The organism is Fructilactobacillus sp. X8R1C1 (assembly GCF_059900945.1).
Window position 1 is genome coordinate 20770 of record NZ_JBWXVH010000003.1, and the last position, 20138, is coordinate 40907.

A 20138-nucleotide genomic window follows, 5' to 3' on the forward strand; every position below is an offset into this window, starting at 1 on the left:
TTAATTATGATGTTAATATTGAACAATTATTAGGAGGTTGGACATGTTAAAAGTTTATAATTCACTTACAAATGAAAAAGAAAAGTTTGAACCAATCACACCCGGTGTGGTTAACATGTATGTCTGTGGTCCAACTGTTTATAACTATATTCACATTGGCAATGCGCGAAGTGTAGTGGCATTTGATACCATTCGTCGTTATCTTGAATATTGTGGTTATAAGGTGAATTATGTGTCTAATTTTACCGATGTTGATGATAAAATGATTAACGAAGCCAAAAAAGAGGGAACCACGGTTTCCAAATTAGCCGATAAATACATTGAGGCTTTTATGGAAGATACGAAAGCGTTAAACGTGCAACCTGCAACCGTGAATCCGCGTGCCACGGATAATATTAAGGACATTATTACCTTTGTTTCTGACTTAATTAAAAAGGGATATGCTTATAACGTTGACGGGACGGTTTACTATCGGGCTCGTAAGTTTAAATCTTATGGTTTACTAGGACACGAAAACATCGATGACCTTGAGAGTGGTGCAAGTGAGCACGTTTCAAGTGAAGAATTAGCCCAAAAAGAAGACCCGATTGATTTTGCACTTTGGAAAAAAGCTAAACCAGACGAAGTTTCCTGGGATTCTCCGTGGGGAAAAGGCCGTCCAGGTTGGCACATTGAGTGCTCGGTAATGTCAACTAAGTACCTTGGTAACACCTTTGACATTCACGGTGGCGGGATTGATTTAGAGTTCCCTCATCATGAAAATGAACGGGCACAGAGCGAGGCCAAAACGGGACAAAAGTTTGTTAATTACTGGCTTCACAATGGTTTTGTGACCGTTGGTGATGAGGACGAGAAGATGAGCAAATCTAAAGGGAACTTTGTTACGGTCCATGAGTTACTTAAAAAGGATAATCCTCAAGCACTGCGGTTTTTGATCTCAACGACCCAATATCGCCGGCCAATTCGTTTTAGCCAGCAGGGAGTTGATGAAGCTGCCACCAATCTGCAAAAAATACAGACGGCTTACGATAATTTGAACTATCGGTTAAAAGACGCTGATCCTTATAACGATCCGAAATTAGACCAAGAGATTCGTCAAATTCAGGCTGATTTTCAGGATGCCATGGATGATGACTTTAACGTTCAAAATGGAATTGCCAAGGTCTACGAGTTGGCTAAGCTTGGAAACGTTTATGCGGAACGACCAGTGGTCTTTAAGGATTCGATCAAGTTACTTATGAAACGGTTAGAACAGTTGTCCGCTATCTTTGGGATTAAACTACAAAGTAGTGAGTTAAATGACGACAAAGTTAAGAAATTAATTAAGCAAAGAAACGATGCGCGAGCTAACAAGCAGTTTGCTAGAAGTGATGAAATTCGGGATGAATTAAAAAATAAGGGTATTATTTTAGAAGACACACCACAGGGGACCCGATTCAGAAGGGAAAATTAGTTTAATGAGTGAAGCGGACGATAATATTCAATATCGACAGTTAAATGGTATTGTACTAGCTTATTTAGGTGATGCGGTTTATGAGGTATACGTGAGACGGCATTTGATTGACGAGGGCATCGCTAGGCCAAATCAATTGCAGCATTTTGCTACTAAATATGTGTCAGCCAAGGCTCAGGCCGGATTGATCGCTTTGATGAGTCAGGATGCAATCTTAAGTGATGAAGAAGAGTACTTTTTTAAACGGGGACGTAACGCCAAGAGCTATACTCACGCCAAGAATACGAGTGTTGTTACCTATCGGATTTCCACTGGCTTTGAAGCCCTCTTTGGTTTCCTTTCCCTTAGTGGCCAAGATAAAAGACTCGATGAACTGGCGCAGTGGTGCATTGATCAAGTTGATTCTGGGAGGGTTGAGTATGAGAGATAATGAAGATTTTATTATTGGGAGACACCCGGCAGTCTCAGCACTGCGCAATGAAAATCAAGAAATTAACAAGGTGTTTTTACAAAATGGAGTCAGTCAAGAAGATGACACCATTAAGGCGGTTATTCGTTTGGCCAAGGGTCGTCATTTAGTAATTTCTAAGGTGCCAAAGCAAAAGTTAGACTTGATGTCAGACCACCAGAATCATCAGGGAGTCATGTTATCAATTGCATCCTTTAATTATGCATCGATTGATGATTTATTTAAAAATGCTGAATCAAAGGGTGAACCACCATACTTCATTGTTCTGGATAACATTGCCGATCCTCATAATTTGGGGTCAATTATTAGAACCGCAGATGCTGCCGGCGTTCATGGGGTGATCATTCCCAAGCGTCGGGCTGTTGGATTAACATCAACGGTAGCGAAAACCTCTGCGGGGGCAATTGAACGTGTTCCGGTCGCCAGAGTAACTAACTTGGTCAACACCGTTAAAGAATTAAAGGAACGTGGGTTGTGGGTCTTTGGTACTGATATGAAAGGAACTGATTATCGGCGCTGGGATGCTAAGGGTCCAAGTGTTCTTATCGTTGGCAGTGAAGGCAAGGGGATTTCGCCTTTACTTAAAAAACAGGTTGATGAAACACTTACCATTCCAATGGTGGGGGATATTCAGAGCTTGAATGCGTCGGTTGCTGCCGGATTAGTTATGTATCAAGGTTTTAACTCGCGCCATCCTTTATAATGAAATGACTGAACTAAAGAACAATGCCAGCACATTGTTCTTTTTTATTGGGCCGTTTAATATCGTAAATTCGATATTAAAAATTGGTTAGCAGATAATATCACATATCGAACGTTTGTTCGCTTGTTTGAGCTCAACTCGTTTCGATACGATACTAAGTGTTAATTAATTGATTAAGAGGAGGGCCAATTGATGAATAAAGAAGAGAAACGGGCTAAAGAATTAGAAATGGTTGAGGATGCAAAAAAGAACGACGTCGGTTTCATCAAATTGTTTAAAAAATATGCGCCAATTTATCTAAAGTTGTGGAACGATTTCTACTTATCAGGTATGGAACTCTCAGATTGGAAACAGGAAGCGGCCATTGTGCTTAGTCGAACAATTATTAGGTATGATGCCAGTCGTAAGGTTACCTTTGGCAGTTACTATAAAGTTAACTTAAAAAACCGCTTATATGATATTTTAAGAAAAAAGCGAGCTCAAAAGCGCGTGCCCGATTCTAAAAAAGCTTCTCTTAGTGCGTATTTTCAATTTTATTCTGATACCATTGCCGATATTCATGCTGCCAGTCCAGAACGAGTTCTTTCAATGTATGAGAATTTACAAGGCTTGATGAAAAGGAGTTCGGTAGTTGAGAGAATGGTGATTATTCGTTCGCTTGAGAATTATTCGTTTGAAAAAATGGCCCAGGTTTCTGATGTGAAGGTTGTGAAGTTGAAAAATGCGATCGCACGTTGTCGGCAGAAGTACTATAGATTTAATAAAATTGACTAACGTTGAAATTGATGATACGATTAGTTAGTTATTAAGGAGGTGCAGCTTATGGCACAGAAAAAGGTAGCATTAGCTTGTTCTGTATGTGGTTCAAGAAACTACACCATTTCCAGCAATCCGAATCGCGTCAAACGATTGGAAGTAAAGAAATTTTGTAAGCATTGTGGAAAATATACGTTGCACCGAGAAACTCGTTAAGAGGGGAATTTTACATGAAACGATTATGGAACTTTTTTAAGAGCGTTATTGCAGAGATGAAAGTGGTTGTTTGGCCGAACGCTAAGCAAACTAGAACCGATACTTCAATCGTTATCTGGACGACCATCTTTTTTGCAATCTTTCTTGGTGTGATTGATTGGGCAATTCAAACCATTTTGAAGTTACTAGCCTAAACTAGATTAGTGTGATAATTTCTGTTATAGTTAATTTAATGATAAGAACTTCGTTTACGCGAGGTTTTTTTATTTTGCTTTAAGTTAAAGGAGATAATCATTGTGGTAGAGACTGCAGAAAAGCAATGGTATGTACTACATACATACTCTGGCTATGAAAACAAAGTTAAAATGAATCTTGAATCTAGAAAAGAATCCATGGGAATGGAAGACTATATTTTTGACATCGTTGTTCCAGAAACTGAAGAACACGAAGTTAAAAATGGTAAAGAAAAAGTGGTTATGAACAAGACTTTTCCAGGATATGTGCTGGTTCAAATGGTAATGACCGATAGAGCTTGGTACGTCGTTAGAAATACTCCCGGAGTGACCGGATTTATTGGTTCTCACGGTCAAGGTTCAAAACCTAACCCGTTGTTGCCCGAAGAGGTTGAAAATGTTATGTCAACAATTGGGGTAAAGAAGCGAGTTAAGCCATTGGATAGCCGCGTTGGTGATATGGTCACCATCGTTGAAGGGGCCTTTAAGGGACTTTCTGGTAAGATCACTGAGATTGACAACACTAAGGGTAAACTCAAGGTTAATATTGACATGTTTGGTAGAGAGACTAGTACTGAACTGGAATTTGACCAAGTTAAGCCCCTAGAAGCCGATTCTGAGTAAAATATTCATTGTCACGTTTCCATAAACGTGGTATATTTAAATAGTATGCGTATTGCATAAATTAACGTGGGAGAAGAAATTTTGATCTTCATTTACCACACACGGACTTAAGGAGGTATGTCTCGTGGCTAAAAAAGTAGCTAATGTAGTTAAACTACAAATACCTGCGGGTAAAGCAACACCCGCTCCTCCAGTTGGACCTGCTTTAGGTCAAGCTGGAATTAATATTATGGGATTCACTAAGGAATTTAATGCACGTACTGCTGATCAAGCAGGGATGCTGATTCCAGTTGTGATTACTGTTTACGAAGATCGTTCATTCGACTTTGTAACCAAGACCCCTCCAGCCGCTGTCCTATTAAAGAAAGCCGCTGGTGTTGAACACGGTTCCGGTGAACCTAACACTAACAAGGTCGCAAAAGTTACCAAAGACCAAGTTAAGCAAATTGCCGAAACTAAAATGCAAGATCTAAACGCAGCTGATGTAGAAGCAGCTATGCGCATGGTTGAAGGTACGGCACGTAGTATGGGATTCACTGTTGAAGGTTAATTTCACTATGCCCGTACAGTACAATGTCGAAAGATAATGTGCTAGTGGGAGGAAATTCCGTTATAACCACAATTGCAAGGAGGATGACACAATGGCTCGTAAGAGAGGTAAGAAGTACGAAGATGCTTCAAAGCAAATTGACAAGAGTAAAAAATACGCTGCTCAAGATGCTGTAGAATTAGTTCAAAAATTAGATTCAGTAAACTTTGATGACACTATCAGAGTTGTTTATAAATTAAACGTTGATACTAAACAAGCTGATCAACAATTACGTGGTGCCGTGGTTTTACCTAATGGTACTGGTAAGGATCAGACAGTTGTAGTATTTGCCAAGGGTGAAAAGGCTCAAGACGCTAAGAACGCTGGTGCCGATTTTGTCGGTGATGACGACTTAGCTCAAAAAATTCAAGACGGATGGCTCGACTTTGATGTTGCAATTGCTACTCCTGACATGATGGCTCAAGTTGGTCGTTTAGGTCGTGTTCTTGGACCTAAGGGATTAATGCCAAACCCTAAGACTGGAACTGTTACCATGGATGTTTCAAAAGCGGTTTCTGATGCTAAGGCCGGTAAGGTTACTTACAGAACTGATCGTGATGGAAATGTCGCAGTTTCAATCGGTAAAGATTCATTTGACGCAGACAAGTTGGCCGAAAACCTTAACACCATCAACGATGTGATTGTTAAGAATCGTCCAGCATCTGTTCGTGGAACTTACATTAGTAACATTTCAGTTTCATCAACAATGGGACCTGGTGTCTCAGTTGATCCTGAATCATTTTAGTTACTAACTAATTAAATAATCCCTAATTGACTAATTTTTATCATTATGATAGATTATTAGTTGAATATGATTCGCCTAAGACTCAGGTGGTTTTTGACCTTAATGATACCTGCCGAGGAGTAATACACTCTTTCTCTATGTTTTGGCGAACATAGGGATTTTTTATTAAGTCCCAAAATACATTGGGAGGTGAAATAATATGCCAAAAAAAGAAGTTATTGATACTAAAGCCAAAAAGGTTGATGAAGTTGCTGACCAATTTCAAAAAGCTGTATCAGCAATTGTTGTTGATTACCGAGGTTTAAGTGTTGCTCAAGATACTGATTTACGTAAACAATTGCGTGATAATGATGTCTCAATGAGTGTTATTAAAAATAAAATTTTAGAGCGTGCTGCTGATAAAGCAGACGTTAAGGATTTGAAAGATACTTTTGTTGGACCTACTGCTATTGCATTTTCTGATGAAGACCCAGTTGCTCCAGCCAAGATTTTGAAGAACTTCGCTGATGATAATCCTGAACTTGAAATTAAGGGTGGAATTATCGAAGGAAAGATCGCTTCACTTGATGAAATCAATGAATTTGCTGCTCTACCAAGCCGTGAAGAATTGCTTTCAACTCTTGCTAACATCTTGAAAGATCCTATCCGTAAGGTTGCTTATGCTGTTAATGCCGTTGTTGATAAAGATGACAATGGTGACGATAGTGATGCAGCTTAATAAAAATAGATTAAATGTCCTAATAGGAGGAAATTAAAATGGCTTTTGATAAAGATAATATTATTGCTCAATTAAAAGAAGCTTCAATCACTGATTTAAACGACTTGGTTAAGTCAATCGAAGATGAATTTGATGTTTCTGCTGCTGCTCCAGTTGCAGCTGCAGGTGCTGCTGGTGGTGAAGGTGCTGCTAAGGATTCATACGACGTTGAACTTACTGAAGCAGGTCAAGAAAAGATTAAGGTTATCAAGGCAGTTAGAGATATCACTGGTCTTGGTTTGAAAGACGCTAAGGACTTAGTTGATGGCGCTCCTAAAGCTATTAAAGAAGGCGCTTCAGAATCAGATGCTAACGACATCAAGGACAAGCTTGAAGCCGTTGGTGCTACTGTAACTCTTAAGTAGTCGATGACTAAAAAGAACGTGCAAAAGCACGTTCTTTTTTTTGCCTTAATATTGTTTAAATAAAGTTGTTTTATGTCATAAAAATTGAGAGAATGAAGTTAGCCGATTTTTTGGGGGTTAACAATTGAAAAAAGCATTTAATAAAGTTATGGATTTCTATAACAAATATTCTGCCTGGATTAAGGGGATTTTTGTCACCATGGTCCTTGTGTTTGTTGTTTACGAGGCGACCCACGTGCTTTCTGAGATTAACGGGAAGGAAATGCGAGCGAGCCTTGCGTCACAGTCACCAACAACGTTAATTATTTTAACGATTTTAGGATTTGTGGCTGTGTTACCAATGTTAATATATGATTTTACCATTACGGAGTTTCTGCCTGGCAAGTTTAAACCGTCCTACATCGTCAAGAGCGGGTGGATCGTTAACACATTTACTAATATTGCTGGGTTTGGTGGCTTTCTTGGTGCTAGTTTGAGAGCCATGTTTTACAGTAAAAATGCTAGTAAGAAACAGGTATTATATGCCATTTCTAAGATTGCCTTGTTCTTACTGGCAGGACTTTCCACCTATTGTTTGGTTTCGTTAGTTTTGATCTTTGGATTTGGCATTGGATCTCAGTATGCAAAGGATTGGATTTGGTTAGTAGGTGGAGGAGTTTATTTTCCAGTGATTTTCCTATTTACTAGATTCAGTAATTCTGAGTTTTTTAGTGATTTGACCTTAAAACGGGAGTTTCAACTGATCCTCGGTTCCTGCCTCGAATGGGGGAGCTGTGCCATGTTGTTTTTAATTATTGGATACTTCATGAAGATTAATGTTAATCTTTGGGACGTTTTTCCCATTTTTATTATTGCCAACGTAATTGGGGTTGTCTCAATGCTGCCAGGTGGTCTTGGGTCATTTGATACGATGATGATTGGTAGCCTGAGTTTACTTGGGGTGTCACCGACAATTGCTGCCGTATGGGTGCTATTGTACCGAATTTTCTACTATTTTCTCCCGTTTTTCGTGGGGGCCTTTCTCTTTTTCCACGAAATGGGAGCACGAATTAACAATTTTCTGGATGATATTCCGAAAACGATTGTTCATAGGTCGGCCCAGCTGATCATTACGATTTTTATGTACTTTTCGGGAATCATGATGATTTTGTATGCGACTATTCCTAATTTGGCTCTTGTTAATCCACTCTATTTATCACTGGCGCCATACACGCTGTTCTTTTTAGGACAGTTGTCGAACGTGATTATTGGGATTTTACTAATTGGATTAGCACGTGGGGTAGGATCAAGAGTCCACAAAGCTTTCTGGCCGACCGTTATCATTTTGTTGTTTGCCATTGCTAACACCCTGTGGAAAGAGGACTTTCCACTAAAACTAACGTTACTGTTAGGATTTATCATTATTTGTTTGTGGTTATCAAGAAAGGGCATGTATCGGCAAAAACTCACGTACTCGTGGGGAAATGCAATTTTTGACGGCATCATTTTTATTGGAACTTTCTTAATGTATTCCATCATCGGAATCTACATGAGTAATCATAACTTGTCTAGTAGACACGCTCCCATCAAAATGATGAATGTGTATCTTTTGCCATCTGAACAGGTCTGGTTAACCGGATTTGTGGGCATTATCATTGCATTTATTATCCTGTTTATGTTGTACAAGTACTTAACGTACGCTCGCATCCCATGGTTGAATCAACCCTTTGATGAAGTTAGAATTCGCAATGTTATTCGCAAATTTGGTGGAAACGAAGTTAGTCACTTAGTCTTCTTGCGTGATAAAAAGGTTTACTTCTATGCTGAAGATAGTGAAGACGAAGTCATTTTCATGTATAAACAGAAGGCAAATAAGTTAATTGTGATGGGTGAACCAATTGGAAATCAGGATAAATTAGATCCAGCGATTGACCAGTTCATGAGTGATGCTGACAAAGCTGATTTCTCACTGGTATTTTACGAAGTTGGAGAATCACTAACAATGTTACTTCACGAAAAAGGCTTTGACTTTATTAAGGCTGGAGAGGAAGGTCACGTTGATTTAACGGATTTTTCGCTTACCGGTAAGCGACATCGAGGTGAACGGGCGTTAATGCACAAGTTCGATCGGGAAGGCTATCGTTTTGAGGTTTTAGATCCACCATTTTCTAAAGAACAGATGGGTGAATTTAAACGAATTTCTGATGAGTGGCTCAATGGACGTGATGAAAAGGGCTTCTCTCTGGGCTTCTTTGATCCATATTACTTAAACCAGGCTCCAATTGCGGTCATTCGCGATAAAAATGATGCGATTGTAGCTTTTGCTAACATCATGCCAACGGGTGATCGAGTGATGACTTCGGTTGACTTAATGCGGTCGGGAAATGATGCTCCGTCTGGAATTATGGATGGAATCTTCATTCATCTCTTCAGGTATTCAAAGGATGAGGGTTACAAGTGGTTTAACTTAGGAATGGCACCCCTAGCTAATGTGGGTGAATCAAAATTTAGTTTTATTAACGAAAAAATTGCTCACTTAATTTATCAGTATGGTGATGCGTTCTATAGCTTTCAAGGATTGCGGTCTTATAAGCAGAAATACGTCGATAACTGGGTGTCTAAGTACTTCGTATACCGTAAGGATAATTCATTGGTATTCACGATGCTACAGCTCTTATCGGTGGTTAGTGAACGTCCCACGATTGAAAATGTTGAAGAAAATATGCCATAAAAAAGAGGTTTCAGAATTAATTCTGAAACCTCTTTTTAGTTGAACAATTATTTTGGGTTCTTTTTATTACCAATATCGTAGTCGGAATCGCTCATTGCTTCAACGTTACCAAGTCGATAACCGTTACCGACTTGGGAGAAGAAGTCATGATTGACCGTAGCAGTGGAGATTCCGTTCATAACGATTGGGTTAACGTCTGCTTCAGTATCAGGGAACATTGGATCTTGTCCTAGATTCATGAGGGCCTTATTGGCGTTATATCTAATGAAAGTTAAAACATCTTCAGACCATCCCACTTGGTCGTAAAGCAAATGGGTATACTTTTCCTCGTTTTGATAAAGGTCGTACAAGAAGTTATACATCCAATCCTTTAAATCATTTTGTTCATTTTCACCTAATTGGTTGAACTGAACTTGGAATTTATAGCCAATGTATGTTCCGTGGACCGATTCGTCACGAATAATTAATTTAATGATTTCAGCAACGTTTGGAAGCTCGTTATGACCGAGGTACCAGATGGGAGTATAGAATCCAGAGTAAAAAAGAAAAGTTTCAAGGAACACGCTAGAAATTTTCTTTTTTAATGGATGACCATCGTCATGGTATAACGAATAGATCTTTTTCGTTTTGTTTTGGAGGAATTCTTCTGTATCACTCCAATGAAAGATTTCATCAATTTCATCAGGGGTGTTTAAAGTTGAAAAAATGGATGAATAGCTTTTGGCGTGAACGGATTCCATAAATTGAATGTTATTTAAAACCGCAATTTCATGTTGGGTAACAGCATCATTTCTAAGGGCGGCCATTCCGTCTTGAGACTGTAAGGTATCCAGTAAAGTTAAGCCACCAAAAACGTGACCAACAATCCATTTATGATCATCGTCAAGCGAACGCCAATCCTTTAAATCATTTGACAAAGGAATTCTGGTATCAAGCCAGAACTGTTCGGTTAGTTTTTCCCAGGTGGCTTTATCAATCTCGTCGCCAATGGAATTCCAATTAATGGCCTTGTAGTTTCCCTGTAACTTTCCGGTTAAAACTTTATTAATGTCCATAAATTCCCTCCTAAAGATTAAATTACACAGCTTTCACACTCGTTAGCACCAACTTCAGTGTTGTCGTCGGTAAATGTCCGAACATAGTAGAGCGATTTAATTCCCTTTTTGTAGGCGTAATTACGAAGGATCGTTAAATCTCTGGTGGACATTTTATTACTTCGACCGTCTTTCCATTCGTATAGCCCTTCAGGAATGGTTGAGCGCATGAAGAGAGTCAAACTCATTCCCTGATCGACGTGTTTTTGAGCGGCGGCGTAAACGTCAATCACATTTCGCATGTCCGTGTCGTAAGCTGACTCGTAGTAAGGAATGGTGTCATTAGAAAGGTAGGGGGCCGGATAGTAAATTGTCCCGATTTTGGACTCTTGTCTGGCTTCAATTTTTTGAACAATCGGATGCAGACTAGCGGTAGCATCACCGATGTAAGCAGTGGAACCGTTTGGAGCAACTGCCATTCGGTTTTGATGATACAAACCATATTCCATGATTGACTTCTTTAAATCTTCCCAATCTTTTTCAGTTGGAATAAAGACGCCATCAAACAATGATTTGACTTTTTTGGAAGTTGGCTCCCAACTTTTATTTACGTATTGATTAAAATAAGAACCGTCAGCGTACTTACTCTTGTCGAAGTTATGAAAGACCTTACCGCGATCCTTGGCCATTTGATTTGAGGCCTTTAAGGTCCAGTAATTTAATAACATGAAATAGGTGCTGGTAAATTCAATGGATTCTTTTGAACCATAATACATATGATTTTTAGCAAAATAAGAGTGAAGACCCATAGCTCCTAAACCAATTGAGTGACTTAATTCATTGCCACGTCTGACTGATGGAACAACGTTAATTGATGAATGATCGGTCACAAAAGTTAGAGCTTTGACCATGGCTTCGACTGATTTACCGAAATCAGGAGAAGCCATCAAATTGACAACGTTCGTTGACCCTAAATTACAAGAAACATCGGTTCCAAGCTGTTCGTAATTTTGTTCATCATCAACAATTGATGGGGTTTGGACTTGCATAATTTCAGTACATAAGTTACTCATGACGATTTTGCCATCAACTGGATTGTCGCGATTGGCGGTGTCGATATTGATAATGTATGGGTAGCCGGACTCTTGTTGTAACTTACCAATTTCTGTTTCTAGTTCACGGGCCCTGATCTTCTTTTTGCGAATATTCTTGTTGTTGACCATGTTGTCGTATTCTTTAGTGATATCGACGTAAGAAAAGGGAACGCCATACTCACGTTCAACGTCGTACGGACTAAATAAGTACATATCTTCATTGTTTTTAGCTAGTTCATAGAATTTATCTGGGACAACTACACCCAGGGAAAGAGTGTTAACCCGAATTTTTTCGTCGGCATTTTCCTTTTTAACCCCTAAGAACTCGATGATGTCGGGATGGAAGACACTTAAATAAACAACCCCAGCACCGTTTCTTTGGCCTAATTGATTAGAATAGGTAAAACTATCCTCTAGTAACTTCATTACTGGAAGAACGCCGCTAGCTGCTCCTTGAATGTGTTTAATGGGGTCGCCGGCCGCTCTAAGGTTAGAAAGGTTGATCCCAACTCCACCACCAATTTTGGATAATTGAAGGGCCGAATTAATGGTACGACCGATGGTATTCATGTTATCGGTGGTTTGAAGTAGAAAACACGAAATCAACTCACCCCTGCGTTTCTTTCCAGCATTTAAAAAAGTTGGAGTGGCTGGTTGAAAGCGTTGATGAATTAATTCATCAGCAAGATCCATGGCAAGCTTTTGATCGCCATCAGCAAGAAACAAGGCGTTCATTGCGGTTCTGTCTATGTAGCTTTCTAAGTACATGGAATTGTCATCAGTTTTCATGGCGTATTGAGCATAAAACTTGTATGCAGCCATAAATGATTTGAAGTGAAAATCTTGTTTTTCCAAATACTTGTATAATTTTTCAATGAATGAAAAAGGATATTTATTTACAAAATCCTCTTCAATGTAATTATGCTTAATTAGATAATCAAAACGATCTTTTAAAGAATCAAACTTAACGGTATTTGGATTAACGTTTTCTTTGAAAAAGGCTTTTAAAGCTTCCTGATCTTTTTCCAATTGGATTCTGCCATCGACAGGGATATTAATTTCATTATTTAGTTCGTAATACGTAACATCGTGCAAATCTTTTAAAGACATATTGGATTACTCTCCCTTAATCGTGTCGTACAAAATATCTGAAACGTTGGTTTTGTACTATACTATAAATATGAAAAATTTAACCAACTAGTTTCTTTAATTGGTCAGGTTGAAACCCACTAAATGCTTCAAGTGCTTGACTCTCAACAACTGGAACAGCTTGAAAGCCTTCACCTTTCAGGTAAGCGACGTATTCCGGATTTTCGGATGTGTTTTTTTCAACGAAGTCAACGTTGTGTTCGCTAAGGAAACGTTTTGTCATCTTGCATTGGATACAATTGTTCTTGGTAAATACAGTAATTTTTTTCATTTTGTTTCATCTCCTTGATATCTTTCACTTGATGAGTTTACTCTCAAAAAGTGAAATTTTCAACAGAAAAAAACACCATATATAGTGAAATTGATAGGAATTAGACGCTATATATAGTGTTTATGGTTTAAATATTATTTTTTTAGGATGTGATTAATTTTGAACGACTTTTATTATACCGCAAATCCTGATGTTAAACATGAGGAAAAACATTGGAACTTTTCTTTACTTAAAACCACGCTAAGTTTTGTGACAGACAACGGTGTGTTTTCTAAAAATACCGTGGATTATGGTTCGAGGGTGTTAATTAATAACGTGGATGTTAATGAAATGCCTAAGGGAGCAATCTTAGACATGGGATGTGGTTACGGCCCGATTGGTCTGTTTTTGGCCAAGACAAATCCAGAACGGCATTTTACTATGGTAGACGTCAATAATTTAGCGTTAAAACTGGCTAAACAGAATGCAGATCTCAATCAGATTGATAACGTAGATATTTTTGCTTCTGATGGGTACCAGAATATTTCCCAAAAGTATGCGGGCATTATAACTAATCCGCCCGTTCGTGCCGGAAAAAAAGTTGTCGATGAAATGATTACGGGTTCTTATGACCACTTGGTTAATGATGGAACGTTGACGGTGGTTTTACAAAAGAAGCAGGGAGCACCCTCGGCTAAAAAATTAATGAATAAGGTTTTTGGTAACGTACAAATCGTTAAACGTGATAAGGGATATTACGTTTTAAAGAGTAGAAAGGAAGTCATAAATGAATGAAAATGATGCGTATTTTATGGACCAAGCTTTAAATGAAGCTAACCATGCTTACGTCATTGGTGAAGTACCGATTGGAGCATTAATCGTTAAAGACGGTCAAATTGTTGGGAAGGGACATAATCTGCGTGAACACACGGAGATTGGAACCGAGCATGCTGAAATCATTGCGATTGAAGAAGCGTGTATCAATTTAAAGAGTTGGCGTTTAAATGATTGTGAGATGTACGTGACGGTTGAGCCTTGTTTAATGTGTGCTGGTGCGATTATTAATACCAGGATTAAAAGATTAGTATATGGAGCAAAAAATGAGAAAGCAGGAGCCGTTGAAAGTCTTTATCATACCCTGAATGATTCAAGACAAAACCATCAGGTTCAAGTGACAAGTGGATTGAAAGCCACCCAATCTGGTAATATGATGAAGAAATTCTTTAAAGATAAACGCAAATCACGGTAATATTCCTAGACATTTGTGGATTTTTCGGTTATGATAATTAATGCCGTAAGGCCCTGAAGCAAGGGCAGACTTACGAACCGTGTCAGGTCCGGAAGGAAGCAGCACTAAGTATCTTTTGCCTTGTGCTTCTCGTTTTTAGAAATTAAACTCCTAGTCGTTTGACTGGGAGATTTTTTTTGGACAAATTGTCGTTTAAAGTTATTAGCATTTCGTCAATTTTCAAGATATAATAATTAAGGGTATCAATTTTCAGTGAAAGGAAGCATTTCATGAGTTATCAAGCACTATATCGGACCTGGCGTCCACAAAGATTTGATGAAATTGTCGGGCAGCCAGTCATCACTCAGACTTTAAAAAACGCATTGATAACTAACCAAATTAGTCATGCGTATTTATTTACGGGTCCGCGTGGAACGGGAAAAACTTCTGCCGCTAAAATTTTGGCCAAGGCAGTTAACTGTCCTAATTTAAAGGATGGAGAGCCCTGTAATGAGTGTGAAACGTGCTTAGCAATTAATAAAGGTGCGTTTAATGATGTCATTGAAATTGATGCTGCTTCTAATAATGGGGTCGAAGAGATCAGAAATATTCGCGATAAGGCGAAGTATTCCCCAACGGAAGGTAAATATAAAGTTTATATCATTGATGAAGTGCATATGTTGTCGACGGGGGCCTTTAATGCCTTGCTTAAAACACTAGAAGAGCCGCCTGAGCACGTCATTTTCATATTGGCTACCACTGAACCCCAAAAGATTCCTGCTACCATCATTTCACGAACACAACGTTTTGATTTCAAGCGAATCAAGGCTAGTGATATCCTGCAACGAATGGAATACATCCTTTCAAAAAAGGGCATTGAGTACGATGACAAGGCGCTAAAGGTAATCGCTAAAAGTGCTGAGGGTGGGATGCGTGATGCACTTAGTATCCTTGACCAAGCTCTTTCCTACAGTAATGATAAGGTGACATATGAAAGTGCCTTGTCAGTCACTGGCAGTGTCACCAGGGATCGAATTCAGTCGTACTTTGAGGCCGTTTTTAATTCAGACGTTTCGACGGGTTTAAAAATGGTTCAAGAAATTCTTGATGACGGCAAAGACGCTAATCAGTTTATTGAGGACTTAATTGATTATTGTCAGAATATTTTGTTATATCATCAGGATCCAGAAATGGTCCAAAAGAGCGAACTTGGCCTTTTAGGCGACAATTTTAAGACGATTGCTGATAAGGGAGATAGTAATCTAATATATAATTACGTTGAAATTATGAGTGACGTTCAAAATCAGATGCGTTATTCGTCTCATCCTGATGTTTATTTGGATATTTTAACGGTTAAACTGGCAAATCAAAAAGAAAGTGACCCAGATAACGAATCAAAAAGCGATGATGAGGATACGAAAGTTTTAAAAAAGCAACTGTCCGAACTGCAAAATCAAGTTAGTGAGTTAAGGTCGGAACTGGGAAATGCTTCGACTATAAAACAGTCAACTAATGAGGATAAGCAACCTAAATCAACTAAATCTAAGCCAATCGCTGATTTCCCTCATTATGATTCCACCAAACAGGTCCGAGTTAATTTGACGAAAGTTTACGATATCCTAGAAAAGGCCACTAGAAAAGATCTGACTACCTATCAGGATATCTGGCAGGAATTACTTCAGTCGTTGTCGGTCACGCAACGAGCCGTGATGCATGTCTCAAACCCCGTTGCTGCGAGTGATAAGGGAGTTGTTGTTGCCTTTGATTATGGCTTTTTGTATCAGAAGGCTGGAACCGATGGTGATTTGATGGATGCACTTCAAAATGGCCTTGATCGTATTTTAGGATTTGTTCCAACGGTTGTGTTTGTACCAAATGATGAATGGCCACAACTTAGAAGTAACTATCTTAAAAATCACCGGTCTCATAATGAAAAGACTAAGTCAACCCCCAAGTCAGAAAAAGCGGCTTCTAATACGAACGAAGCTTACGAAAAGCAAGAACAAACTGAAACGACCAAAGATAAAGATAACAATGATTCGGTTAATACTGCCAAGCAGATGTTTGGTGATGATATAATTGATGTTAAAGATGATTAATTAAAAGGAGAATAATTATGAACGGAATGAACATGGGAAAGATGATGCAAAAAGCTCGTAAGATGCAACAACAAATGCAAAATGAACAAGAAGAAATCGAGAAGAGTGAATTCACTGGAAAAGCTCCAGAAGATATGGTGACCGTTACCTTTACTGGTGACCGCAAGATGAAGGACATGAACGTCAAACCAGAGGCCATTGATCCAGACGATCCAGACATGCTCTCAGATCTAGTGATCAGTGCGGTTAACGATGCACTTTCACAGATTGAAAAGACCACTCAAGATAAGATGGGAAAGTATACCAAGGGAATGAATATTCCAGGTATGTAGAAGAAGGGATTTAAATGCAATACCCAGAACCAATTGCTAAGCTAATCGATAGTTACATGCATTTGCCAGGAATTGGCAGAAAGACCGCCACTAGATTGGCGTTTTATACGGTTGATATGAATAAAACCGATGTAAAAAACTTTGCGGATGCCTTAACTTCAACTAAGAATGATTTGCGTTTTTGTTCAATTTGCGGCAATATCACCGAGACCGATCCCTGTGAGATCTGTACCGATGAAAGTCGTGATCAAAGTAAGATTATGGTAGTGGAACAGTCTAAAGATGTGATGACGATGGAAAAAATGAAGGATTATAATGGTCTTTATCACGTTTTACACGGAGTGCTTTCCCCAATTGAGGGGAAGGGTCCTGAAGACATCAATATCAGCTCTTTAATCAAACGACTGCAAAAAAACGAAGAAGTTAAAGAAGTCATCATTGCTACTAATGCCACTCCCGAGGGAGAAGCAACGGCAATGTATTTGGCAAAGTTAATTAAGCCAGCAGGCATTAAAGTTACCAGATTGTCTCATGGACTGTCAGTCGGAAGTGATATTGAGTATGCAGATGAGATGACCCTTTCAAAGGCAGTTTCTGGACGCACCGAAATGTGAGGGATGAACGATGTTTTCGTTATTTAGATATAGTTCTATGAAGCAAAATTATGATGACCAATTGCTTGATACCATCAATTTTTTAAAAAATGATTGGGATCAGGCTGTGCAAACTGAACAAGCTGTTTCCGAAACGGACAGTCACTTATTTGCACAAACGATGCTTACAAAGCAAAAATACATGTTTATGTATCGGCAAGCACGAAAACGAAACATTAAAAATGATCGGATTCAACCATCAGTATATGAAAACTAAACGTAAGCCAGCTAGATCCTAGCTGGCTTTTTAAATAGACAATAAATATAACTTAAAGTACAATGAAAATAGCAAAAATGCTGGGACTGAATCTAATATGACTGGACAATTTATTACATTTGAAGGCACCGATGGTGCTGGAAAAACCACCGTTTTAAATCAGGTGGTTGATAAAATTAAACCAATGCTTAAAGACCAATTGCTAACTACTCGTGAACCAGGTGGAAACCAAGTCTCCGAGCAAATTCGTCAGATAATTTTGAATAAAAACGAGTCAGATATGGATGACCGTTGTGAGGCGCTTTTGTTTGCGGCGGCCAGAAGAGAGCATTTAGTTAAGACCATTTTGCCAGCTTTAAAGGCCGGTCAATTAGTTTTGTGCGACCGCTATCTTGACAGTTCAATTGCGTATCAAGGAGCGGGCCGAGAACTTGGTGAAAACGCCGTTTTATCAATGAACCAGTTTGCTACTGAGGGTTTAATGCCTGATACCACCATTTATTTTGACGTCCCAGTCGACGTTGGATTAGACCGCATTGCTGAACATCGGAGTGGGGAAGTTAATCGTTTGGATCTTCAAGAACACGATTTTTACGTTCGGGTTCATGAAGCTTATGATGAAATTGCCAAACAGAACCCCAAGCGGGTTATTAAGGTTGATGCTACTAAGCCAATTGAACAAGTAGTAGATCAGGTCATTTCCGTGTTGTATAAGAGAGCAGCTAGATATTTTAATGAAAGTAAATAGGAGGATCAGTTATGAAGTTAATTATTGCAATTATCCAAGATAAGGATGCAGCCAAATTACAATCTGAATTCATCAAACATAAGATCCAGGCAACCCAATTATCCACTAAGGGTGGATTCTTGAAGGCTAAAAACGTCACTTATTTGATTGGAGCTAAAGATGATAAGGTCGACGAGATTTTGGATATCATTAAAACAACCTGTGAAACTAGAAAACAATACATGACGCCACCAGTTAGTTTAGCTGGAAGCATTAGTGAGACGTCTTACCCAGTTGAAGTTCAGGTTGGAGGAGCAACGGTTATGATTTTGCCAATGGAATCATTAAATCGCTTCTAGTTAGTTAATATAATGGTAGAAGAAACTTTAGCTCAGACCATAATTAAACAGGCTACCCAAAAACAAGCTACTTTAACACAACACTTTATGGGCGTTATTTCGGCTCAAGATCTCAGTCACTCGTATCTTTTTTCGGGTTCGGATGGTTTGGGAAAATTAGCGGTTGCAAAGACGATTGCAATGCGTTTGTTTTGTAATAACGTTCAAAACGGCATGCCATGTGGCATCTGTAATGAGTGTGTCCGGATCGCAGAAAACGAACATCCTGATGTGGTGATGATCAAACCCGATGGCAGAAGTATCAAAGTTGATTCAATTCGACATTTAAAACATGAATTTTCTAAGAGTGCGGTTGAAGGAAACAAGAAGGTTTTCATTATTGACGGGGCCGATATGATGACTACTAGTGCTGCTAATAGTCTTTTGAAGTTTATTGAAGAGCCAAATGGGCAAGTTAATTCCTTTTTACTTACCAATGACTGTCGAAAGATATTACCAACCATCATATCTAGAACGCAGTTAGTAGAATTTCCAAAAATTAACGAAGATAACTTGATTAAGTACGTAACTGATAGAGGGTTATCGAAAACGTCTAGTAATCTTATTTTAGAATTAACTGAGGACTTGTCTTCAATTGATAAAATGCTTGAAGACGGTTGGTTTAACAAGGCTAAAGAGATAGTTGAGCACTGGTTTAATGAATTAGTCAATGATGATTACCGCGCTTTTACGAGCGTTCAAATTAGCTTTATGCCTAATATAACGGGTCGGTTTGAGCAACAGATGACTTTAAAAATGATTTATCAAATTTTTAAGGATGTCTTTGATGTCAAGTTTAGGGAATTAAAGCCTGATAGTTTAGGATTTGGTGATCAGTATTCCCTTTTGAAACAGATGGCTAACCAGTTATCAGATGATCAATTAATTGAAATCATCACAACGGTCTTGAACAGTGCCAAAAAACAAGATCTAAACGTTAGCTTCCAAAATATTTTGGAGGTTATTACCCTGAAATGTTTAGCAGTCATTGAAGGAGGAGCAAAAGTCGATTGAAAGAATCAGATGTTAACGAAGAATTTAATAATTTGGAATCACAATCGGAATTAATGAGTGAAAAAATTGGTGATCTTCGGGATGAAATTGATAAAGTCATCGAGGAAAATTCAGAACTGAAGATTGAAAATGAACATCTTCGAGAGTTAATTTCGGGAAAAGATGGGAAAAACAAAAAGAAGCAGCAACTTTCGATGTCCAAGAAAAACTTGGAAAAATTGTATAACGAAGGATTTCATGTTTGCACACAGTTTTATGGAAAACGGCGTAACAGTAATAGTAGTTGTATGTTTTGTACCGATATCATTTACGGAGAAAGGTAA

The 20138-nt window shown here is 38.6% G+C and carries 25 protein-coding genes, 1 other RNA gene and 1 other annotated feature; of the genes, 23 read left to right on the forward strand and 3 right to left on the reverse strand.

Translation table 11 applies throughout. The features are described 5' to 3' along the window. Positions 1-43 precede the first annotated feature (43 nt). From cysS to mprF, 12 genes are all read left to right on the forward strand, one after another. The gene (cysS, locus tag AC6UD1_RS03415; RefSeq protein WP_500707306.1) at positions 44-1453 is read left to right on the forward strand and encodes a cysteine--tRNA ligase; all 1410 of its coding nucleotides are present in this window, start codon (positions 44-46) and stop codon (positions 1451-1453) included. A gap of 4 nt (positions 1454-1457) precedes the next feature. Further along, positions 1458-1883, forward strand: a complete 426-nt coding sequence (locus tag AC6UD1_RS03420; RefSeq protein ID WP_500699876.1) for a Mini-ribonuclease 3 — start codon at positions 1458-1460, stop codon at positions 1881-1883. Next, on the forward strand, positions 1873-2625 hold the full coding sequence (gene rlmB / locus AC6UD1_RS03425; RefSeq protein ID WP_500707307.1) for a 23S rRNA (guanosine(2251)-2'-O)-methyltransferase RlmB: 753 nt from the start codon (positions 1873-1875) through the stop codon (positions 2623-2625). The genes AC6UD1_RS03420 and rlmB overlap by 11 nt, the downstream gene beginning before the upstream one ends. A 192-nt stretch (positions 2626-2817) precedes the next feature. Continuing rightward, positions 2818-3399, forward strand: coding sequence for a sigma-70 family RNA polymerase sigma factor (locus tag AC6UD1_RS03430; RefSeq protein ID WP_500696799.1), 582 nt, complete (start codon positions 2818-2820; stop codon positions 3397-3399). Positions 3400-3447: 48 nt separating this feature from the next. Then, positions 3448-3597, forward strand: coding sequence for a 50S ribosomal protein L33 (rpmG, locus tag AC6UD1_RS03435; protein ID WP_500694478.1), 150 nt, complete (start codon positions 3448-3450; stop codon positions 3595-3597). A gap of 14 nt (positions 3598-3611) precedes the next feature. After that, complete coding sequence (gene secE, locus AC6UD1_RS03440; RefSeq protein ID WP_500694477.1) at positions 3612-3791, forward strand: preprotein translocase subunit SecE; 180 nt, start codon at positions 3612-3614, stop codon at positions 3789-3791. A gap of 102 nt (positions 3792-3893) precedes the next feature. Beyond that, entirely contained in the window at positions 3894-4454 is a 561-nt protein-coding gene (gene nusG, locus AC6UD1_RS03445) for a transcription termination/antitermination protein NusG (RefSeq protein ID WP_500707308.1), read from the forward strand. A 124-nt stretch (positions 4455-4578) separates the two neighbouring features. Beyond that, positions 4579-5004 (forward strand): 50S ribosomal protein L11, encoded by a 426-nt coding sequence (gene rplK, locus AC6UD1_RS03450; protein WP_010021774.1) that lies wholly within the window; start codon positions 4579-4581, stop codon positions 5002-5004. Between the two features lie 91 nt (positions 5005-5095). After that, positions 5096-5788, forward strand: a complete 693-nt coding sequence (rplA, locus tag AC6UD1_RS03455; RefSeq protein ID WP_500696148.1) for a 50S ribosomal protein L1 — start codon at positions 5096-5098, stop codon at positions 5786-5788. Between the two features lie 56 nt (positions 5789-5844). Next, positions 5845-5961, forward strand: a sequence feature (ribosomal protein L10 leader region). Positions 5962-5987: 26 nt separating this feature from the next. Beyond that, positions 5988-6506, forward strand: a complete 519-nt coding sequence (gene rplJ / locus AC6UD1_RS03460) for a 50S ribosomal protein L10 (protein ID WP_500694474.1) — start codon at positions 5988-5990, stop codon at positions 6504-6506. Positions 6507-6544: 38 nt separating this feature from the next. Further along, a complete protein-coding gene (gene rplL, locus AC6UD1_RS03465) occupies positions 6545-6910 on the forward strand; it encodes a 50S ribosomal protein L7/L12 (protein ID WP_500694473.1) in 366 nt (121 codons plus the stop codon). A gap of 124 nt (positions 6911-7034) precedes the next feature. Then, the gene (mprF, locus tag AC6UD1_RS03470) at positions 7035-9620 is read left to right on the forward strand and encodes a bifunctional lysylphosphatidylglycerol flippase/synthetase MprF (protein WP_500707309.1); all 2586 of its coding nucleotides are present in this window, start codon (positions 7035-7037) and stop codon (positions 9618-9620) included. A gap of 47 nt (positions 9621-9667) precedes the next feature. Here mprF and nrdF read toward each other — a convergent pair whose 3' ends face one another. From nrdF to nrdH, 3 genes are all read right to left on the reverse strand, one after another. Next, positions 9668-10675, reverse strand: coding sequence for a class 1b ribonucleoside-diphosphate reductase subunit beta (gene nrdF, locus AC6UD1_RS03475; protein ID WP_500694471.1), 1008 nt, complete (start codon positions 10673-10675; stop codon positions 9668-9670). A gap of 17 nt (positions 10676-10692) precedes the next feature. Then, entirely contained in the window at positions 10693-12858 is a 2166-nt protein-coding gene (gene nrdE / locus AC6UD1_RS03480) for a class 1b ribonucleoside-diphosphate reductase subunit alpha (RefSeq protein ID WP_500706812.1), read from the reverse strand. 79 nt (positions 12859-12937) lie between these two features. Continuing rightward, positions 12938-13168, reverse strand: coding sequence for a glutaredoxin-like protein NrdH (gene nrdH / locus AC6UD1_RS03485; protein WP_500694469.1), 231 nt, complete (start codon positions 13166-13168; stop codon positions 12938-12940). Positions 13169-13327: 159 nt separating this feature from the next. Here nrdH and AC6UD1_RS03490 point away from each other — a divergent pair, with 159 nt between their 5' ends. From AC6UD1_RS03490 to AC6UD1_RS03540, 11 genes are all read left to right on the forward strand, one after another. Then, positions 13328-13942 (forward strand): class I SAM-dependent methyltransferase, encoded by a 615-nt coding sequence (locus AC6UD1_RS03490; RefSeq protein ID WP_500707310.1) that lies wholly within the window; start codon positions 13328-13330, stop codon positions 13940-13942. Then, a complete protein-coding gene (gene tadA / locus AC6UD1_RS03495; protein ID WP_500694467.1) occupies positions 13935-14396 on the forward strand; it encodes a tRNA adenosine(34) deaminase TadA in 462 nt (153 codons plus the stop codon). Before AC6UD1_RS03490 ends, tadA begins: the two co-directional genes overlap by 8 nt. 50 nt (positions 14397-14446) lie before the next feature. Next, positions 14447-14533: signal recognition particle sRNA small type (gene ffs / locus AC6UD1_RS03500), an RNA gene on the forward strand. Positions 14534-14665: 132 nt separating this feature from the next. After that, on the forward strand, positions 14666-16474 hold the full coding sequence (gene dnaX / locus AC6UD1_RS03505) for a DNA polymerase III subunit gamma/tau (RefSeq protein WP_500707311.1): 1809 nt from the start codon (positions 14666-14668) through the stop codon (positions 16472-16474). Positions 16475-16488: 14 nt separating this feature from the next. Continuing rightward, positions 16489-16806: a YbaB/EbfC family nucleoid-associated protein gene (locus AC6UD1_RS03510; protein ID WP_500696169.1), complete on the forward strand. Its 318-nt coding sequence runs from the start codon at positions 16489-16491 to the stop codon at positions 16804-16806. A 14-nt stretch (positions 16807-16820) separates the two neighbouring features. Continuing rightward, positions 16821-17420 (forward strand): recombination mediator RecR, encoded by a 600-nt coding sequence (gene recR, locus AC6UD1_RS03515; RefSeq protein ID WP_500694465.1) that lies wholly within the window; start codon positions 16821-16823, stop codon positions 17418-17420. Positions 17421-17457: 37 nt separating this feature from the next. Then, complete coding sequence (locus AC6UD1_RS03520) at positions 17458-17676, forward strand: YaaL family protein (RefSeq protein ID WP_500694464.1); 219 nt, start codon at positions 17458-17460, stop codon at positions 17674-17676. A gap of 97 nt (positions 17677-17773) precedes the next feature. Next, the gene (gene tmk / locus AC6UD1_RS03525) at positions 17774-18424 is read left to right on the forward strand and encodes a dTMP kinase (RefSeq protein ID WP_500696138.1); all 651 of its coding nucleotides are present in this window, start codon (positions 17774-17776) and stop codon (positions 18422-18424) included. Between the two features lie 11 nt (positions 18425-18435). Continuing rightward, complete coding sequence (gene darA, locus AC6UD1_RS03530; protein ID WP_500696137.1) at positions 18436-18762, forward strand: cyclic di-AMP receptor DarA; 327 nt, start codon at positions 18436-18438, stop codon at positions 18760-18762. Positions 18763-18774: 12 nt separating this feature from the next. Then, positions 18775-19815, forward strand: a complete 1041-nt coding sequence (gene holB, locus AC6UD1_RS03535; protein WP_500707312.1) for a DNA polymerase III subunit delta' — start codon at positions 18775-18777, stop codon at positions 19813-19815. Then, positions 19812-20138, forward strand: coding sequence for a DNA replication initiation control protein YabA (locus AC6UD1_RS03540; protein WP_500694460.1), 327 nt, complete (start codon positions 19812-19814; stop codon positions 20136-20138). The genes holB and AC6UD1_RS03540 overlap by 4 nt, the downstream gene beginning before the upstream one ends.

Coding starts and splice junctions, on each gene's coding strand:
- cysS (WP_500707306.1), top strand. CDS start 44: ATGTTAAAAGTTTATAATTCACTTACAAATGAAAAAGAAAAGTTTGAA.
- AC6UD1_RS03420 (WP_500699876.1), top strand. CDS start 1,458: ATGAGTGAAGCGGACGATAATATTCAATATCGACAGTTAAATGGTATT.
- rlmB (WP_500707307.1), top strand. CDS start 1,873: ATGAGAGATAATGAAGATTTTATTATTGGGAGACACCCGGCAGTCTCA.
- AC6UD1_RS03430 (WP_500696799.1), top strand. CDS start 2,818: ATGAATAAAGAAGAGAAACGGGCTAAAGAATTAGAAATGGTTGAGGAT.
- rpmG (WP_500694478.1), top strand. CDS start 3,448: ATGGCACAGAAAAAGGTAGCATTAGCTTGTTCTGTATGTGGTTCAAGA.
- secE (WP_500694477.1), top strand. CDS start 3,612: ATGAAACGATTATGGAACTTTTTTAAGAGCGTTATTGCAGAGATGAAA.
- rplA (WP_500696148.1), top strand. CDS start 5,096: ATGGCTCGTAAGAGAGGTAAGAAGTACGAAGATGCTTCAAAGCAAATT.
- rplJ (WP_500694474.1), top strand. CDS start 5,988: ATGCCAAAAAAAGAAGTTATTGATACTAAAGCCAAAAAGGTTGATGAA.
- rplL (WP_500694473.1), top strand. CDS start 6,545: ATGGCTTTTGATAAAGATAATATTATTGCTCAATTAAAAGAAGCTTCA.
- nrdF (WP_500694471.1), bottom strand. CDS start 10,675: ATGGACATTAATAAAGTTTTAACCGGAAAGTTACAGGGAAACTACAAG.
- nrdE (WP_500706812.1), bottom strand. CDS start 12,858: ATGTCTTTAAAAGATTTGCACGATGTTACGTATTACGAACTAAATAAT.
- nrdH (WP_500694469.1), bottom strand. CDS start 13,168: ATGAAAAAAATTACTGTATTTACCAAGAACAATTGTATCCAATGCAAG.
- tadA (WP_500694467.1), top strand. CDS start 13,935: ATGAATGAAAATGATGCGTATTTTATGGACCAAGCTTTAAATGAAGCT.
- dnaX (WP_500707311.1), top strand. CDS start 14,666: ATGAGTTATCAAGCACTATATCGGACCTGGCGTCCACAAAGATTTGAT.
- recR (WP_500694465.1), top strand. CDS start 16,821: ATGCAATACCCAGAACCAATTGCTAAGCTAATCGATAGTTACATGCAT.
- AC6UD1_RS03520 (WP_500694464.1), top strand. CDS start 17,458: ATGAAGCAAAATTATGATGACCAATTGCTTGATACCATCAATTTTTTA.
- tmk (WP_500696138.1), top strand. CDS start 17,774: ATGACTGGACAATTTATTACATTTGAAGGCACCGATGGTGCTGGAAAA.
- darA (WP_500696137.1), top strand. CDS start 18,436: ATGAAGTTAATTATTGCAATTATCCAAGATAAGGATGCAGCCAAATTA.
- holB (WP_500707312.1), top strand. CDS start 18,775: ATGGTAGAAGAAACTTTAGCTCAGACCATAATTAAACAGGCTACCCAA.